The 16,996-nt window shown below is 69.3% G+C and carries 14 protein-coding genes and 1 pseudogene; 2 read left to right on the forward strand and 13 right to left on the reverse strand.

Annotated features, from left to right (window positions below; all coding sequences use genetic code 11):
* Positions 1–4: 4 nt before the first annotated feature.
* The 11 genes from nuoK to OHA03_RS10975 are packed head-to-tail and all read right to left on the reverse strand — an operon-like array spanning position 5 to position 10,866.
* A complete protein-coding gene (nuoK, locus tag OHA03_RS10925; protein WP_024493678.1) occupies positions 5–304 on the reverse strand; it encodes an NADH-quinone oxidoreductase subunit NuoK in 300 nt (99 codons plus the stop codon).
* Positions 301–1,125: an NADH-quinone oxidoreductase subunit J gene (locus tag OHA03_RS10930; protein ID WP_267003176.1), complete on the reverse strand. Its 825-nt coding sequence runs from the start codon at positions 1,123–1,125 to the stop codon at positions 301–303. Before OHA03_RS10930 ends, nuoK begins: the two co-directional genes overlap by 4 nt.
* Positions 1,122–1,751: an NADH-quinone oxidoreductase subunit NuoI gene (nuoI, locus tag OHA03_RS10935; protein ID WP_267003178.1), complete on the reverse strand. Its 630-nt coding sequence runs from the start codon at positions 1,749–1,751 to the stop codon at positions 1,122–1,124. Before nuoI ends, OHA03_RS10930 begins: the two co-directional genes overlap by 4 nt.
* Positions 1,744–3,168: an NADH-quinone oxidoreductase subunit NuoH gene (gene nuoH / locus OHA03_RS10940; protein ID WP_267003180.1), complete on the reverse strand. Its 1,425-nt coding sequence runs from the start codon at positions 3,166–3,168 to the stop codon at positions 1,744–1,746. Before nuoH ends, nuoI begins: the two co-directional genes overlap by 8 nt.
* Complete coding sequence (locus OHA03_RS10945; protein WP_267003182.1) at positions 3,165–5,672, reverse strand: NADH-quinone oxidoreductase subunit G; 2,508 nt, start codon at positions 5,670–5,672, stop codon at positions 3,165–3,167. The genes nuoH and OHA03_RS10945 overlap by 4 nt, the downstream gene beginning before the upstream one ends.
* A complete protein-coding gene (nuoF, locus tag OHA03_RS10950) occupies positions 5,669–7,051 on the reverse strand; it encodes an NADH-quinone oxidoreductase subunit NuoF (RefSeq protein WP_267003184.1) in 1,383 nt (460 codons plus the stop codon). The genes OHA03_RS10945 and nuoF overlap by 4 nt, the downstream gene beginning before the upstream one ends.
* Positions 7,048–7,875: an NADH-quinone oxidoreductase subunit NuoE gene (gene nuoE / locus OHA03_RS10955; protein WP_267008003.1), complete on the reverse strand. Its 828-nt coding sequence runs from the start codon at positions 7,873–7,875 to the stop codon at positions 7,048–7,050. Before nuoE ends, nuoF begins: the two co-directional genes overlap by 4 nt.
* A 29-nt stretch (positions 7,876–7,904) precedes the next feature.
* Positions 7,905–9,227, reverse strand: a complete 1,323-nt coding sequence (locus tag OHA03_RS10960) for an NADH-quinone oxidoreductase subunit D (RefSeq protein ID WP_267003187.1) — start codon at positions 9,225–9,227, stop codon at positions 7,905–7,907.
* Positions 9,227–9,937, reverse strand: coding sequence for an NADH-quinone oxidoreductase subunit C (locus OHA03_RS10965; RefSeq protein WP_267003189.1), 711 nt, complete (start codon positions 9,935–9,937; stop codon positions 9,227–9,229). The genes OHA03_RS10960 and OHA03_RS10965 overlap by 1 nt, the downstream gene beginning before the upstream one ends.
* Complete coding sequence (locus OHA03_RS10970; protein WP_030975705.1) at positions 9,934–10,488, reverse strand: NADH-quinone oxidoreductase subunit B family protein; 555 nt, start codon at positions 10,486–10,488, stop codon at positions 9,934–9,936. The genes OHA03_RS10965 and OHA03_RS10970 overlap by 4 nt, the downstream gene beginning before the upstream one ends.
* Before the next feature lie 18 nt (positions 10,489–10,506).
* Positions 10,507–10,866: an NADH-quinone oxidoreductase subunit A gene (locus OHA03_RS10975; protein ID WP_003992243.1), complete on the reverse strand. Its 360-nt coding sequence runs from the start codon at positions 10,864–10,866 to the stop codon at positions 10,507–10,509.
* Between the two features lie 761 nt (positions 10,867–11,627).
* Here OHA03_RS10975 and OHA03_RS10980 point away from each other — a divergent pair.
* Positions 11,628–12,440 (forward strand): C40 family peptidase, encoded by an 813-nt coding sequence (locus OHA03_RS10980; RefSeq protein WP_267003191.1) that lies wholly within the window; start codon positions 11,628–11,630, stop codon positions 12,438–12,440.
* Between the two features lie 370 nt (positions 12,441–12,810).
* On the opposite strand, the gene OHA03_RS10985 is transcribed toward OHA03_RS10980, so the two are convergent.
* A complete protein-coding gene (locus tag OHA03_RS10985) occupies positions 12,811–14,094 on the reverse strand; it encodes a geranylgeranyl reductase family protein (RefSeq protein WP_267003193.1) in 1,284 nt (427 codons plus the stop codon).
* Positions 14,095–14,191: 97 nt separating this feature from the next.
* Between OHA03_RS10985 and OHA03_RS10990 the strand changes: the two are divergent.
* A pseudogene (locus tag OHA03_RS10990) lies at positions 14,192–14,754 on the forward strand (GNAT family N-acetyltransferase).
* Positions 14,755–14,763: 9 nt separating this feature from the next.
* On the opposite strand, the gene OHA03_RS10995 reads toward OHA03_RS10990, so the two are convergent.
* Positions 14,764–16,944, reverse strand: coding sequence for a hypothetical protein (locus tag OHA03_RS10995; protein ID WP_267003195.1), 2,181 nt, complete (start codon positions 16,942–16,944; stop codon positions 14,764–14,766).
* Positions 16,945–16,996 lie beyond the last annotated feature (52 nt).

Here is a 16,996-nt window from a genome sequence, read left to right on the forward strand (position 1 = left end):
CCCCTTACAACTTCATCAGGCTGGCGTCGTCGACCGAGGCCGAGTGGCGGGAACGGAACAGCGACACGATGATCGCGAGCCCGACCACGACCTCGGCGGCGGCGACGACCATCGTGAAGAAGGCGATGATCTGGCCGTCGAGGTTGCCGTGCATCCGGGAGAAGGTGACGAACGCGAGGTTGCAGGCGTTGAGCATCAACTCGACGCACATGAACACCACGATCGCGTTCCGCCTGATCAGCACCCCGGACGCGCCGATGGTGAACAACAGAGCGGCGAGATAGAGGTAGTTGACCGGATTCACTTGGCGACCCCCTCTTCTTCGTTGTCACGGCCGAGCCGCTCCTCGGAGCGCTGCTCCAGGGCCTTGAGCTGGGCGAGCGACTCCTTCGACACGTCGCGGACCTGGCCGCGCTTGCGCAGCGTCTGCATGACGGTGAGCTCGGACGGGGTGCCGTCCGGGAGCAGACCGGCGATGTCCACCGCGTTGTGCCGGGCGTAGACACCGGGGGCGGGCAGCGGCGGCAGGTGCTTGCCGCGTACGCGCTCCTCGGACATCTCCCGCTGGGTCTTGGCCCGTTCGGTGCGCTCGCGGTGGGTGAGCACCATCGCGCCGACTGTCGCCGTGATCAGCAGGGCGCCGGTGATCTCGAAGGCGAAGACGTACTTGGTGAAGATGAGGCTGGCCAGCCCCTCGACGTTCCCGCCGTGCGCGGCGTTGGCGGTGCCGAGTCCGTTGAAACTGTTCAGGGATGCGTGGGCGATGCCCGCGATCAGCAGCACACCGAAGCCGAGTCCGCACCCCGCGGCCAGCCAGCGCTGGCCCTTGAGTGTCTCCTTCAGCGAGTCCGCCGCCGTGACACCGACGAGCATGACCACGAAGAGGAACAGCATCATGATCGCGCCCGTGTAGACGACGATCTGGACGACGCCGAGGAAGTACGCGCCGTTGGCGAGGTAGAAGACCGCCAGGACGATCATGGTCCCGGCGAGGCTCAGCGCACTGTGCACGGCCTTCTTCATCAGTACGGTCGACAGCGCGCCGACCACGGCGACCGTGCCGAGCAGCCAGAACTGGACGGCCTCCCCGGTCGATGTGAGGGAGGCTGCGGCGAGGCCGGTCATGCGTCCACCTCCTGGGCCGCGCCGTTGTTCTCGTTGTCGTCGTCGGACGGCTTCTCGCCCTTGGAGACCGCGACCTGACGCTCCGTACCGGGCGCGGCCTCCGTCACCAGGCCCCGGTAGTAGTCCTGCTCGTCCATCCCCGGGTAGATCGCGTGCGGGGAGTCGACCATGCCTTCCTCCAGGCCCGCGAGCAGCTCGGCCTTGGTGTAGATGAGGCTCTCGCGGGTGGTGTTGGCGAGCTCGAACTCATTGGTCATCGTCAGCGCCCGGGTCGGGCAGGCCTCGATGCACAGTCCGCAGAGAATGCAGCGCGCGTAGTTGATCTGGTAGACGCGGCCGTAGCGCTCACCCGGGGAGTAGCGCTCATCGTCGGTGTTGTCCGCGCCCTCCACATAGATGGCGTCGGCCGGACAGGCCCAGGCGCACAGCTCGCAGCCGACGCACTTCTCCAGGCCGTCGGGGTGACGGTTGAGCTGATGCCGGCCGTGGAAGCGCGGCGCCGTCACCTTCTGCTGTTCCGGGTACTGCTCGGTCAGCCGCTTCTTGAACATGGCCTTGAAGGTCACGCCGAAGCCGGCCACAGGGTTCTGGAACTTCTCCCCCGAAGGTTCCGATGACTCAGGCACCGTCGGCCTCCTTTCCGTCACTCGGACTTGCGCCCACCTGACTGCCGTCGCTCTGAGTATCCGACCCGCCACTGACAACGAGCTCCCGCTCATGCCGTGACCTGCGGCGCGGTACCGGCGGCAGGGTCTGTCCGGGCAGCGGTGGCACCGGGAATCCGCCCGCCATCGGGTCGAACGCGGGTCCTGGTTCCGGTGCCGGTTCCGCCCCGGTCCCCTTGGCCGAGCGGTCCCGGAAGATGTCGGCGACGAAGGAGACCAGCAGGATCGCGATCACGGCGCCTGCCACGGACAGCAACAGCGTGTTGAAGTCGTAGCCGTCGTTGCGCAGAGCCCGCACGGTCGCGACCAGCATCAGCCAGACCACGGAGACCGGGATCAGGATCTTCCAGCCGAGCTTCATCAGCTGGTCGTAGCGGACGCGGGGCAGGGTGCCGCGCAGCCAGATGAAGAAGAACAGCAGCAGCTGGACCTTGATGACGAACCAGAGCATCGGCCACCAGCCGTGGTTCGCCCCCTCCCAGAAGGTGCTGATCGGCCACGGGGCCCGCCAGCCGCCCAGGAACAGGGTCGTGGAGACCGCGGAGACGGTGACCATGTTGACGTACTCGGCGAGCATGAACATCGCGAACTTGATCGACGAGTACTCGGTGTTGAAGCCGCCGACCAGGTCGCCCTCGGACTCCGGCATGTCGAACGGGGCACGGTTGGTCTCGCCGACCATCGTGACGATGTAGATGATGAACGAGACCGGCAGCAGGATGATGAACCAGCGGTCGTGCTGCGCCTCCACGATCTTCGAGGTCGACATCGACCCGGAGTAGAGGAAGACGGAGGCGAACGCCGCGCCCATCGCGATCTCGTACGAGATCATCTGCGCGCAGGAGCGCAGGCCGCCGAGGAGCGGGTACGTCGATCCGGAGGACCAGCCGGCCAGCACGATGCCGTAGATCCCGACCGAGGCGACCGCGAGGATGTAGAGCATCGCGATCGGCAGGTCGGTGAGCTGCATCGCCGTACGGTGGCCGAAGATCGAGACCTCGTTGCCGGACGGGCCGAACGGGATCACCGCGATCGCCATGAACGCCGGTACGGCGGCGACGATCGGCGCGAGGACATAGACGACCTTGTCCGCCCGCTTGACGATGACGTCTTCCTTCAGCATCAGCTTGATGCCGTCGGCGAGTGACTGGAGCATGCCCCAGGGGCCGTGCCGGTTGGGGCCGATGCGCAGCTGCATCCAGGCGACGACCTTGCGCTCCCACACGATGGAGAAGAGCACGGTCACCATCAGGAACGCGAAGCAGAACACCGCCTTGATGACGACGAGCCACCAGGGATCGGTGCCGAACATCGACAGATCCTCGGCGGCGAGTACGGCACGGTCGGGTGCCGCGGCCAGTTGAGCGAGGGCAGTCACGCTCGCACCTCCGGTGTGACGTCGGGAGTACCCGGTGCGGCGGGGCCGATCCGGACCAGGCCGCCGGGGTGGGCGCCGGTGTCGGCCGGGACACCCCGCCCGACGGAGTTCAGCGGCACCCAGACCACCCGGTCCGGCATGTCGGTGACCTGCAGCGGGAGTTCGACGCTGCCGGACGGTCCGGTGACGGCCAGCAGATCGCCGTCCTTCACCCCCGTCTCGGCGGCGGTGACGGCGGAGAGCCGGGCGACCGCGGCGTGCCGGGTGCCGGCCAGCGCGGCGTCGCCCTCCTGGAGCCTGCCCTGGTCGAGCAGGAGCCGGTGGCCCGCGAGGACCGCCTCGCCGTCGCCTGCCCGGGGCAGCGGCTGCGCCGACTCGTGCGGGTCGGAGGCGTGCGTGCCGGTCCAGCCGCCGAGCCGGTCCAGCTCACGGCGTACGGACTTCACATCCGGCAGCGCGAAGTGGACGTCCAGCGCGTCGGCCAGCATGTGCAGGACCCGGGCGTCCGTCGGCGCGGGCGCCCGCGTCAGCTGGTCGGGCTTGAGCGCGGCCTCGAACATCCGTGCACGGCCCTCCCAGTTGAGGAAGGTGCCGGCCTTCTCGGCGACCGCGGCGACCGGGAACACCACGTCGGCCCGCTCGGTGACCTCGCTGGGCCTCAGCTCCAGCGAGACGAGGAAGCCGACCTGGTCCAGTGCCTCCAGGGCGCGCGCCGGGTCCGGCAGGTCGACGGCCTCGACGCCGGCGACGAGCAGCGCGCCCAGTTCGCCGGTGGCCGCGGCCTCGACGATCTGGCCGGTGTCGCGGCCGAACCGGGCGGGGAGTTCGGCGACGCCCCAGACGGCCGCCACCTCATCCCTGGCCCGCGGGTCGGTGGCCGGGCGGCCGCCGGGCAGCAGCGACGGGATCGCGCCCGCCTCCACCGCACCGCGCTCGCCGGCCCGGCGCGGGATCCAGACCAGCCGGGCCCCGGTCGCGGTCGCGGCCCGTACCGCGGCGGTCAGCCCGCCCGGCACCGCGGCCAGTCGCTCGCCGACCACGATCACGGCGCCCTCGCCACGCAGCGCCTCGGCGGCCGCGGCCCCGTCGCCGTCAAGTCCGACGCTGCCCGCGATCGCGTCCAGCCACTCGGTCTCGGTGCCGGGTGCGGCGGGAAGCAGCGTGCCGCCCGCCTTCGTCAGTCCGCGGGTGGCGTGCGAGGCGACGGCGAAGGTGCGCTGGCCGTGCTTGCGGTTGGCCTTGCGCAGCCGCAGGAAGACGCCGGGGGCCTCCTCCTCCGACTCGAAGCCGACCAGCAGCACGGTCGACGCCTTCTCCAGCGTGGTGTACGTGAGGCCGCTGCCGTCCAGGTCACGTCCGCGCCCGGCGACGCGGGCGGCCAGGAAGTCGGCCTCCTCGCCGCTGTGTACCCGGGCCCTGAAGTCGATGTCGTTCGTATCGAGGGCGATCCGGGCGAACTTGCTGTACGCGTACGCGTCCTCGACGGTGAGCCGGCCGCCCGTGAGGACACCGGTCCTGCCGCGTGCGGCGGCGAGCCCGGCGGCCGCGGCCTCCAGCGCCTCGGGCCAGCTCGCCGGTGCGAGGACGCCGTCCTCGTTGCGTACCAGCGGAGTGGTGAGCCGGTCCCGCTGCTGCGCGTAACGGAACCCGAAGCGGCCCTTGTCGCAGACCCACTCCTCGTTGACCTCGGGGTCGTTGGCGGCGAGCCGCCGCATGACCTTGCCGCGCCGGTGGTCGGTGCGGGTCGCGCAGCCGCCCGCACAGTGCTCGCAGACCGACGGCGACGACACCAGGTCGAAGGGCCGCGAGCGGAATCGGTAGGCCGCCGAGGTCAGCGCGCCGACCGGGCAGATCTGGATGGTGTTGCCGGAGAAGTACGACTCGAACGGGTCGCCCTCGCCCGTACCGACCTGCTGGAGCGCGCCGCGCTCGATCAGCTCGATCATCGGGTCGCCCGCCACCTGGTTGGAGAACCGGGTGCAGCGCGCGCAGAGCACACACCGCTCACGGTCCAGCAGCACCTGGGTGGAGATCGGGACGGGCTTCTCGTACGTCCGCTTCTTCCCGTCGAACCGGGAGTCCGGGTCGCCGTGCGACATCGCCTGGTTCTGCAGCGGGCACTCGCCGCCCTTGTCGCAGACCGGGCAGTCCAGCGGGTGGTTGATCAGCAGCAGTTCCATCACCCCGCGCTGCGCCTTGTCGGCGACCGGTGAGGTGAGCTGCGACTTGACGACCATGCCGTCGGTGCAGGTGATGGTGCAGGACGCCATCGGCTTGCGCTGGCCCTCGACCTCGACGATGCACTGCCGGCAGGCGCCGGCCGGGTCGAGGAGCGGGTGGTCGCAGAAGCGCGGGATCTCGATCCCGAGGAGTTCGGCGGCCCGGATGACCAGGGTGCCCTTCGGCACGCTGATCTCGATGCCGTCGATCGTCAGCGTGACAAGGTCCTCGGGCGGGACCGCCGCCTCGCCGCCCCCGGAGGGCGCACTTGTGGTGACTGTCATGCGTTCACCCCCTGGTGAGAGTTCTTGTCGTCGGCCCAGGCGGTCGACTTGGCGGGATCGAAGGGGCAGCCCTTGCCGGTGATGTGCCGCTCGTACTCCTCGCGGAAGTACTTCAACGAGGAGAAGATCGGCGAGGCGGCGCCGTCGCCGAGGGCGCAGAAGGACTTGCCGTTGATGTTGTCGGCGATGTCGTTCAGCTTGTCGAGGTCGGCCATCTGTCCCTTGCCGGCCTCGATGTCGCGGAGCAGCTGGACGAGCCAGTAGGTGCCCTCGCGGCACGGCGTGCACTTGCCGCAGGACTCATGGGCGTAGAACTCGGTCCAGCGGGTGACGGCACGCACCACGCATGTCGTCTCGTCGAAGCACTGGAGCGCCTTGGTGCCGAGCATGGAGCCTGCGGCGCCGACGCCCTCGTAGTCGAGGGGCACATCGAGGTGCTCGTCGGTGAACATCGGGGTGGAGGAGCCGCCCGGGGTCCAGAACTTCAGCCGGTGGCCGGGGCGCATGCCGCCGCTCATGTCGAGCAGCTGGCGCAGCGTGATGCCGAGCGGCGCCTCGTACTGGCCGGGGCTGGCGACATGCCCGCTGAGCGAGTACAGCGTGAAGCCCGGGGACTTCTCGCTGCCCATCGACTTGAACCAGTCCTTGCCCTTGCTCAGGATCGCGGGAACCGACGCGATGGACTCGACGTTGTTCACCACAGTGGGGCAGGCGTACAGACCGGCGACCGCGGGGAAGGGGGGCCGCAGCCGGGGCTGGCCGCGTCGCCCTTCGAGCGAGTCGAGCAGCGCGGTCTCCTCACCACAGATGTACGCGCCCGCGCCCGCGTGCACGGTGAGTTCCAGGTCGAGTCCCGAGCCCAGGACGCTCGTCCCGAGGTAACCCGCCTCGTAGGCCTCGCGCACGGCCTCGTGCAACCGCCGCAGTACCGGGACGACTTCACCGCGCAGATAGATGAAGGCGTGCGAGGAACGGATCGCGTAGCAGGCGATCACGATGCCCTCGATGAGGCTGTGCGGGTTGGCGAAGAGGAGCGGGATGTCCTTGCAGGTCCCGGGTTCCGACTCGTCGGCGTTGACCACCAGGTAGTGCGGCTTGCCGTCGCCCTGCGGGATGAACTGCCACTTCATGCCGGTGGGGAAGCCGGCGCCGCCGCGGCCGCGCAGTCCGGAGTCCTTGACGTACGCGATGAGGTCGTCCGGCGACATGGCGAGGGCCTTGCGCAGACCCTCGTAGCCGCCGTGGCGCCGGTAGGTGTCCAGGGTCCAGGACTCGGGCTCGTCCCAGAAGGCGGAGAGCACGGGCGAGAGCAGCTTCTCGGGGCTGGCCCCGCTGCCGTTACCGCCCCCGTCGTTGATTTCGGCTGCCAATGTCATCACTCCCCCTCCTCAGCTGCGGGACCGGCCGGGTGGTCCGGGTCGGATGCCGAGGTCTGCTGCGGCGCGTCGTGGGAGCTGAGGTGCTCGGCGCCCGGCTGCGGACGGTCCTGCGGAGCTTCCGCGCGGGCTGCCTCGCCGCGCGGGGCGACGACCTTCGGGTGCGGCTCCTCGCCCCTCGCCAGCCGGAGGCCGACGAGCGAGGCTGGGCCGGCGCCGCCGGTCGCCTCGACGGCGCCGGGGCGCTGGTCGGGGAAGCCGGCCAGGATCCGGGCGGTCTCCTTGTACGAGCAGAGCGGGGCGCCCCGGGTGGGTTCGACGGTGCGCCCGGCGATCAGGTCGTCGACGAGCTGTGTCGCGCTCTCGGGCGTCTGGTTGTCGAAGAACTCCCAGTTGACCATCACGACGGGTGCGAAGTCGCAGGCCGCGTTGCACTCGATGTGTTCGAGGGTGACCTTGCCGTCCTCGGTCGTCTCGTTGTTGCCGACGCCGAGGTGCTGCTTGAGCCGGTCGAAGATGGCGTCGCCGCCCATCACCGCGCACAGCGTGTTGGTGCAGACGCCGACCTGGTAGTCGCCGCTCGGCCTGCGCCGGTACATCGAGTAGAAGGTGGCGACCGCGGTGACCTCGGCGGTGGTGAGGCCGAGCAGCTCGGCGCAGAGCGCCATGCCCGTACGGGAGACGTACCCCTCCTCGGACTGCACCAGGTGCAGCAGCGGCAGCAGCGCGGAGCGGCTGTCGGGGTAGCGGGCGATCACCTCCTTCGCGTCCGCTTCGAGCCTGGCGCGCACCTCGGCCGGGTAGGCGGGGGCGGGGAGCTGCGGCATCCCCAGACTGACTTCCTGACGTGCTTCGGTCACCGGTCGACGCCTCCCATCACGGGGTCGATGGACGCGACGGCGACGATGACATCGGCGACCTGGCCGCCCTCGCACATCGCCGCCATGGCCTGAAGATTGGTGAAGGACGGGTCGCGGAAGTGGACCCGGTAGGGGCGGGTTCCGCCGTCCGAGACGACATGCACACCGAGCTCGCCCTTGGGCGACTCGACGGCGGTGTACGTCTGGCCGGCCGGGACCCGGAAGCCCTCGGTCACCAGCTTGAAGTGGTGGATCAGGGCCTCCATGGAGGTGCCCATGATCTTCTTGATGTGGTCGAGCGAGTTGCCGAGCCCGTCGGGTCCGAGCGCGAGCTGCGCGGGCCAGGCGATCTTCTTGTCGGCGACCATCACCGGTCCCGGGGCGAGCCGGTCGATGCACTGCTCGATGATCCGCAGCGACTGGCGCATCTCCTCGAGACGGACGAGGAAGCGGCCGTAGGCGTCGCAACTGTCGGCGGTGGGGACGTCGAACTCGTAGTTCTCGTACCCGCAGTAGGGGTCCGTCTTGCGCAGGTCGTGCGGCAGCCCGGCGGAGCGCAGGATCGGACCGGTGGCGCCCAGCGCCATGCAGCCGGTCAGGTCGAGGTAGCCGACGTCCTGCATGCGAGCCTTGAAGATGGGGTTGCCGGTGGCGAGCTTGTCGTACTCCGGCAGGTTGTTCTTCATGGTCTTCACGAACTCGCGCAGCTGGTCGACCGCGCCCGGCGGCAGGTCCTGGGCGAGTCCGCCGGGCCGGACGAACGCGTGGTTCATCCGGAGCCCGGTGATCAGCTCGAAGAGATCGAGAACCAGTTCACGATCGCGGAACCCGTAGATCATGATCGTGGTGGCGCCGAGCTCCATGCCGCCGGTGGCGATGCACACCAGGTGCGAGGAGATCCGGTTGAGCTCCATCAGCAGGACGCGCAGGACGCTCGCCCGGTCGGGGATCTGGTCCTCGATGCCGAGCAGCTTCTCGACGCCCAGGCAGTACGCCGTCTCGTTGAAGAACGGCGTCAGGTAATCCATGCGCGTGACGAACGTGGTGCCCTGGGTCCAGTTCCGGAATTCGAGGTTCTTCTCGATGCCGGTGTGGAGGTAGCCGATGCCGCAGCGGGCCTCGGTGACGGTCTCGCCGTCGATCTCCAGGATCAGCCGCAGCACGCCGTGCGTGGACGGGTGCTGGGGACCCATGTTGACGATGATGCGCTCGTCGTCGGACTTGACCGCCGACTCGACGACCTCGTCCCAGTCGCCGCCGGTGACTGTATATACAGTCCCCTCGGTCGTGGCCCGGGGCGTTGCATGTGGAGTAGACATCAGGAGTACGACCTCCGCTGGTCCGGAGCCGGGATCTGGGCGCCCTTGTACTCGACGGCGATGCCACCGAGCGGGTAGTCCTTGCGCTGCGGGAAGCCCTGCCAGTCGTCCGGCATCATGATCCGGGTGAGAGCCGGGTGCCCGTCGAAGATGAGCCCGAAGAAGTCGTAGGTCTCACGCTCGTGCCAGTCGTTCGTCGGATAGACCGTGACGAGCGACGGGATGTGCGGGTCACTGTCCGGGGCCGAGACCTCCAGCCGGATCAGCCGGCCGTGGGTGATCGACCGCAGGTGATAGACGGCGTGCAGCTCCCGGCCCTTGTCGCCGAGGAAGTGGACACCGCTCACCCCCGTACAGAGCTCGAAGCGCAGGGCCGGGTCGTCGCGCAGGGTGCGAGCCACGGTGGGCAGGTGCTCGCGAGCGATGTGGAAGGTGAGTTCGCCGCGGTCGACGACGGTCTTCTCGATGGCGTTCTCGGGAAGCAGGTCCTGTTCCTCCAGGGCCCCTTCGAGTTCGTCGGCCACCTCGTCGAACCAGCCGCCGTACGGCCGGGGCGTGGCGCCCGGCAGCGTCACCGTGCGGACGAGGCCGCCGTAGCCGGAGGTGTCACCGCCGTTGTTGGCGCCGAACATGCCCTTCCGTACGCCGATGACCTCGCCGGTCTCGTCGCGCGGCGCGGGTACGCCGTTGCTGTTCTGCTCGTCGCTCACCGCAGCAGCCCCTTCATCTCGATCAGGGGAAGCGCCTTGAGTGCCGCGTCCTCCGCCTCGCGGGCGGCCTCCTCCGCGTTGACCCCGAGCTTGGAGCTCTGGATCTTCTGGTGGAGCTTGAGAATGGCGTCCATCAGCATCTCGGGACGCGGCGGGCAACCCGGCAAATAGATATCGACCGGGACAATGTGATCAACACCTTGCACAATGGCGTAATTGTTGAACATCCCACCCGATGACGCACAAACCCCCATGGAGATAACCCACTTGGGATTCGGCATCTGGTCATAGACCTGCCTCAGGACGGGTGCCATCTTCTGGCTGACCCGCCCTGCCACGATCATCAGATCCGCCTGCCGCGGCGATCCGCGGAAGACCTCCATCCCGAAACGGGCCAGGTCGTAGCGCCCGGCTCCGGTCGTCATCATCTCGATGGCGCAGCAGGCGAGGCCGAAGGTGGCAGGGAATACGGATGACTTCCGCACCCAGCCGGCGGCCTGCTCGACAGTGGTCAGCACGAAGCCGCTGGGCAGCTTCTCTTCGAGTCCCATGGTGTGCCCCTCAGCCCCTCAGTCCCATTCCAGGCCGCCGCGACGCCATACATACGCATAGGCGACGAAGACGGTGAGCACGAAGAGCAGCATCTCGACGAGCCCGAAGATCCCCAGGGCGTCGAAGGTGACCGCCCAGGGATAGAGGAAGACGATCTCGATGTCGAAGACGATGAAGAGCATCGCCGTCAGGTAGTACTTGATGGGGAAGCGGCCGCCTCCGGCTGGAGTGGGGGTGGGTTCAATACCGCACTCGTACGCTTCGAGCTTTGCTCGGTTGTATCGCTTCGGGCCGATAAGCGTGGCCATGACCACGGAGAAGATCGCAAACCCTGCCCCGAGGGCGCCGAGCACGAGGATGGGCGCGTAGGCATTCACGCTCCTCGCTCCTTCCAGTCGTCCTTGACCGTTGGACCGCATCGGGCGACCGGCTCGCCACCTCACCAAGATCGTGCACATGTGAGGCAGTTCACAAGCCCGACTGCCCCGCATCCTATGCCCGCCGTCCTGTGATCTGCGACACGGGGTACTACACGAGCTTTGTGATCTCCACCACCAGGCGAAGGATCATGAAGCCGGATGAGAGGTGATCTTCGTACGCAAAGCGGCCGGGTGATCACGAGACGTGACATCTGATGTTGTTACCGCTGGTCAAAGCGATGTTCCACTAACAATCAGACGCCTCGAGATGCAAATTGGCAATGGACAACGGGGAGTGATAAGAGGATCCGTCCCGGTCTGAACTCACCCGCGCGAGGGGTTCACGGGGAGCGAAGTGGACGCGTGCGCACATTCGCGATCTTCCGGGTGAAAGGCCACTCGCCCGGCACCGCCGACGGCACCAGGTGCGCCGGGCGCTCTTATGCCCGCCACGTAACAGTCACGCTGTGACCTGTGTCACGCCACTCGACCTTCAACAAAAGCGGGCTTGGCCATTGGTGTGAACGGATGGTAAGTGGCGGGCAATTCGGGCGAATTCCCGAAAGACCGTGATCACGGCGGTGATCACCCCTGCCCGTTTTGCCCGTTACGGCGTCAATAAGGGTCGCCAGAAAGCGGATTCACAGATTCCGTACGTAACTGTGTCGCAACACACGTTTCTTGAAGGGACCCCTGAGGCCCTGATAGCGCTAGTACCCATGTCCCACACCGCTCACATACCCAGCCACCGGAAGCCCCGCCGAAACGCCTCGAAGACGGCGCTGCGGGCCGGAGTTGCCGGTGGCGTCCTCAGCACCATCGCGGTCGCCGCAGCCGCCGGTCCGGCCCAGGCCGAGCCGGTGACTCAGACCATCGAGATGCCCACCCTCACCTCCGGGCTCTCCACCGCCGTCGCCGCATCCGCCGAAGCCACGCAGCAGGTCGCCCTCGACCTGGAGACGCAGGCCCACGAGGACGCCGCCGCCACCACCGCCGCCAAGGCCGCCAAGACGGCCAAGGCCGAGGCCGTGCGCAAGGCGGAGGCCAAGAAGAAGGCGGAGGCGGCCGCCAAGGCCAAGGCCGAAGCCGCACTGCGCGCCTCCCGCTCCGAGGCCCGTACGACGCTCAGCGCCACGTCCGGCTCCGTCTCCGTCGCCTCCTCCTCGTCGAGCGCCACCGGTTCCGCCGCGTCCGTCATCTCGTTCGTCAAGGCTCAGGTCGGCGACGCGTACGTGTCCGGCGGCACCGGCCCCAACTCCTGGGACTGCTCCGGTCTGGTCCAGGCCGCGTTCCGCTCGGTGGGTGTCGACCTCCCCCGCGTCTCGCAGGCCCAGTCGACCGCCGGCACCCAGGTCTCCCTGAGCAACCTTCAGCCGGGCGACATCCTGTACTGGGGCAGTGCGGGCTCCGCGTACCACGTCGGTGTCTATGTGGGCGGCGGCCAGTTCGTCGGCGCGCAGAACCCGAGCACCGGTGTGGTGCTCCGCTCCCTGGACTACGACCCGCCGTCGGGCGCGGTCCGCGTTCTCTGAGTTCTCTGAGTTCTCTGAGTTCTCTGAGTTCTCTGAGTTCTCGGATTCACAAGCGCATGTGATCCGGCTGAGGGCCGTCACTCCCCGCTCGGGAGTGACGGCCCTCAGCCGTGCGGACCGCCCCGGTCGACCCCGAACTCGCCCCGGGCCGAAGGTGTTCGGAAGCCCCGGCCCGAAGCGCACCTCGTTGATGCGCTTGAGAGGCTCCGGCTCGGGCGGCCGGTAATGACCCCAGGTCTGCTCGCGGGTGCACTGCTTGGCTGTCTTCCCGTAGGGAATGCCCGGCTTGTCCCACTCGGAGGCGATCGCCGGGACACAGGCGAGACCGTCGCGGCCCACGCCCCGGAGGACGTGGGCCGTCATCCCGGCTTCAGGAGCGCGGGGCCACCTTCGCCAGGCCGTTGATGATGCGGTCCATCGCGTCGCCGCCCGTCGGGTCGGTGAGGTTGGCCAGCATCTTCAGCGTGAACTTCATCAGCAGCGGGTGCGTCAGACCGCGCTGCGTGGCGATCTTCATGACCTTCGGGTTGCCGATCAGCTTCACGAAGGCCCGGCCCATCGTGTAGTAGCCGCCGTAGGTCTCCTTGAGGACCTTCGGGTAGTTGTGCAGCGCCAGTTCGCGCTGGGCGGGGGTCGCACGGGCGTGCGCCTGGACGATGACGTCCGCGGCGATCTGGCCCGACTCCATGGCGTATGCGATGCCTTCGCCGTTGAACGGGTTGACCATGCCGCCCGCGTCACCGACGAGCAGCAGCCCCTTGGTGTAGTGCGGCTGGCGGTTGAAGGCCATCGGGAGCGCGGCGCCACGGATCGGGCCCGTCATGTTCTCCTCGGTGTAGCCCCAGTCGGCAGGCATCGAGGCGCACCACGCCTTGAGGACCTCGCGCCAGTCCAGCTCCTTGAACGCGGAGGACGAGTTGAGGATGCCGAGGCCGACGTTGGACGTGCCGTCGCCCATGCCGAAGATCCAGCCGTAGCCGGGCAGCAGCCGGTCCTGGGGGCCGCGCCGGTCCCACAGCTCCAGCCAGGACTCCAGGTAGTCGTCGTCGTGCCGGGGCGAGGTGAAGTACGTACGCACCGCCACACCCATCGGGCGGTCCTCGCGGCGGTGCAGGCCCATGGCGAGCGACAGCCGGGTGGAGTTGCCGTCGGCGGCGACCACGAGCGGAGCGTGGAAGGTGACCGGGGTCTTCTCCTCACCGAGCTTGGCGTTCACCCCGGTGATGTGGCCGGTGCGCCCGTCGACGATCGGGGCGCCGACGTTGCAGCGCTCGTACAGCCGCGCGCCCGCCTTCTGTGCCTGGCGGGCCAGCTGCTCGTCGAAGTCGTCGCGCTTGCGGACCAGACCGTAGTCCGGGTACGAGGCGAGTTCCGGCCAGTCCAGCTGGAGGCGGACGCCACCACCGATGATGCGCAGACCCTTGTTGCGCAGCCAGCCGGCCTCTTCGGAGATGTCGATGCCCATGGAGACGAGCTGCTTGGTGGCTCGCGGGGTGAGGCCGTCGCCGCACACCTTCTCGCGCGGGAAGGCGGTCTTCTCCAGCAGGAGAACGTCGAGTCCGGCCTTGGCGAGGTAGTACGCGGTCGTGGAGCCGGCTGGGCCTGCCCCGACGACGATCACATCCGCGCTGTGTTCGGAGAGGGGCTCGGTCACGGTCGGATCTCCCGAAGACTCGAAATCGCGTGCCGCGCGGCACATGTCCCGTGCAGTCTATGGGGGCCTGCTGATCAACCTTCCGAAGGGCTCCCCGATGTCGACCGTGCCCCCCGCCGCCCCCTCCGTGCAGCTGCGTGGCCCGACGGACGAGGACGCCTTCTCCTGGCACCGGGCGTTCGACGACCCTGAGGTCATGGAGTTCTTCGGCGGTACATCGGCGGAGCTCTCTCTCTACGAGGAGTGGACCGCCCTTCCCCAAGCTCTCAGCTTCGTTCGAGCAGGGGAGACCCCATTCGCAGGCACGACGCCGAACTCGGCTACTGCCTGTGGACCGTGCTCGGCGAGGACGGTGAGGTGGTCGGCTTCACCGGTGCGCAGCCATGGCCGCAGACCGCGTACGGCCCGGTGGGCGAGACCGAGATCGGCTGGCGGCTCGGCCGGGCGGCCTGGGGCCGGGGTTACGCCACCGCCGCCGCACGTCTCACGCTGGAGCGGCTGCGCGCGGCCGGGGTGGAGCGGGTGGTGGCGGCGATCGACTCGCGCAACGAGCGGTCGATCGCCGTGGCCCGGCGGCTGGGGATGGAGCGGGCGGAGACCTTCACGACCGAGCGGTCGGGACAGGTGGTGCAGTGCTTCCGGCTGGCGCTGAATGCGTGACGAGCCGGATCAGTCGATGTCGTTGAGCATCCAGGTGGACAGGGCGGTGTCGAAGATCTGCCGGGCGTCCGACCAGTAGCGGTCACGCTCGGTGGTGTAGATCGCGTACTCGGTGCCGTCGTCGGCGATGTAGCTCTGGTCGATCGCGTGGATCGTCTCGCCGCTCTGCTTGTCCTCGTACGTGTACTCCCAGATCGCGCCCCGGAGTCCCTGGAAGGTGTTGGTACCGAGCTGCAGCCGCCGGTAGTTCTTCTGGTTGGCGTCGGCGGTCCGCTCCAGGTTCTGGAAGTTCTCGTACGAGGTGTACGGGGCGTTGCGGATGACGCCGACCTTCAGCTCGGCCCGGCCGGTGGAGCCCGCGTACGTGATCTGGTGGTTCTTCTCGCTCTCCCGGTCCCACCGGACCGGGACGGCGAAGGAGAAGCCGGCGCTGTCGGAAACCATCCGGTAGCCGTCGGGGACGGTGGGCGCGGCGGGGGGCGTGGTCGCGGACGCGCTGGGGGACGTGGTCGGGGACGGCGTCGGGGTGGCTTCGGGGGGCGCGCTGTCGCTGCTCCCGGACGCCGCGGGCTTGTTGTCCTCGGCGGCCGCCGCGGGCGGGTGCTGGTGGTCGCTCCTGTCGTTCCTGAGGAACAGGACTCCGGCGGTGACCCCGCCGCCCAGCACGATGGCCGCGACGAGGGTCACGCTCCAGACGACGACGGAGCGCCTGCGGGCGGCGGTGGCCGCTGCGTCGGCGTCGGCCGGGGGCCGAGCCACTGCGGGGCCGAGTTGTACGGTCCGCGGATCGTACGGGGGGTACGGGGTGGGCGTGGGAGTGGGCGTGGGGACGGTCCCGGGCGGCGTCTGCGGCGGGGGGTTCCAGGCGGGAGGCTGAGGCTGCGTTCCCGGACCCCACGCCGGCGCCGGAGCCACCGGGCCGAGCGGACGCCCCACCAGCCGCAGCAGATGCGGCGCCACCAGCACCGCTCCCCCCACCCACAGCAGCCCGAAGAGCAGCGCATCCGGCACGCTCGGGGCGATTTCCGCCATGCCCTGACCGCCCACACCGGCGACATCGCCCGAGAGTTGCGCGGACACCCCGCTGAACCCGGTGAGCAGCAGATACAGCACGAGGAACAGCCCACCGGCGATGGCCTGTTCACGACGGTCCGCCGAGCGGCGGGCGGCCGACACACCGGCGTACAGCGCGCAGACGACGCCGGTCAGCACCGCACCGGTCACCGCCCACCCGTTCACCGCGTCGCCCAACTCGGAGAGTCCGAAGCCGCCGTGCTCCATCCCGGAGCCGAACCAGCCGAACTCGCCGCGCACGTCGTACTCGACCGGGGCGCCCCAGCTCACCCCGAGCACCGCCAGACCGATGTTGGGCAGCACCGGCAGTGTGAGCAGCATGGCCGTGCCGTCCACCCCGTCGACGTTGGCGTACGCGATGAACCCGATCAGCGCGCAGAGCGCGATGACCGCTCCGAGCGCCCGGACCGCCGTGCCCGTCGCACGGACCACGGCGTGCGCGGCAGGGTGCTGCGCCAGCCACTGGGCCGCCGCGTCCTGTTGCAGGACGCCGCCGGTGACGAGCAGCGAGAGCACGAGCGCGCCGAGCGCCGCGAGCAGCGGGGAGGACGAGACCGAGACCCCGGCGATGTCCGGCTGGGCGAACAGCCCGAGGACCAGGATCGCGCCGGTGACCAGGGCGCTGATCCGCACTGCCGCCTCCATGCCGCCGCCCTGCTTGCGGGCCGCCCGGGTGGCGAGCAGCAGCGCACCCACCCAGAGCACGGTGACGGTGAGCGGTACGAGGGAGAGCGTGGCGCCGGCTTGTCCGGCGGCTCCGTAGCCGGCGCCGAACGCGTCGGAACCGGAGCCGTACGGCGAGCCCGGCCCCTCCGCCCGGAGCTCGAAGCCGCCGCCGAACGCCTGGAGCAGCATGGCGAGTGCGATCCGCAGGCGGTCGCTCCAGCCGACGACGATCTCGTCGCCCTGACCGTACGAGGGGATGGCCAGCGCCACCGCGAGCGCCAGGATCAGCCCGGTCGGCCAGGCGGCCGCCCTCAGCGACCCCGCCCAGTCGCCGCGCATCGCCCGGCCGAGGAACTCCCCCGCGGGCGACGGCCGGACGGGCGCGTGACCGGGCGGGGGCACGTAACCGGGCGACGCCGGTCGGGGTGCGTGGCCGGGCTGCGGGGCCATGGGCGGCAGCCCGGGAGGAGCCGGGTCCGCTGCTCCCGCCGCGGTCGGCTGT

This window comes from Streptomyces sp. NBC_00154 (assembly GCF_026342835.1).
Classification (GTDB): Bacteria; Actinomycetota; Actinomycetes; order Streptomycetales; family Streptomycetaceae; genus Streptomyces.